Here is a 564-nt window from a genome sequence, read left to right on the forward strand (position 1 = left end):
TGTCCACACCGATGGTGATGACCTGGTTGTTATCCAGGGTGATGGTCAGCGGACCAGTGGTGTTAGTGACGGGTGCGCCGTTTTTATCCACAAGGGTGGCGGTGTAGACGATCTGGCCGCCTTCACCCACGGTTTTGGTCGCGGTCAGCACCACATCGACCTTGTCGATGGTGTCGTTGATGGTGGTAGTCGCGCCATCGCCTGCAACCACGAGTTTCTCGAAGTTGCCACCGTTAGTGCCGGTGATCTGGACGGTCTGGGTGCTCTTGTCGATGAACACGTCATCGCCTGGAGCGTCCACTGTCACGGTGCCGACGGTTTCGCCAGCCTTGATGGTGATGGTTTGTTTGTTATCGAGGGTCAAGGTGACGTCAGTGTCAGCCTTGTTGCTCAAGGTGGCGGTGTAGGTGATTTTTCCACCTTCACTCACTTCCGAAGGAGCAGTCAGGGTCACTGTCGTGGTGTTATCGGTACCTGGGGTATCAGTAACAGTCGTGGTGACCTTGTCAGTCCCCGGGACCAGATTTTCAAAGTGCTCGCCACCGGCGACTTCTTTAATGCCGG

The 564-nt window shown here is 56.2% G+C and carries 1 protein-coding gene; it reads right to left on the minus strand.

Annotated features, from left to right (window positions below; genetic code table 11):
• Positions 1–564 (minus strand): immunoglobulin-like domain-containing protein (locus HBO12_RS28200; RefSeq protein ID WP_170043809.1); only part of this gene is annotated, 564 nt, incomplete at both ends.

The organism is Pseudomonas sp. WS 5059, from assembly GCF_012985525.1.
In the GTDB taxonomy this organism is placed as follows: domain Bacteria; phylum Pseudomonadota; class Gammaproteobacteria; order Pseudomonadales; family Pseudomonadaceae; genus Aquipseudomonas.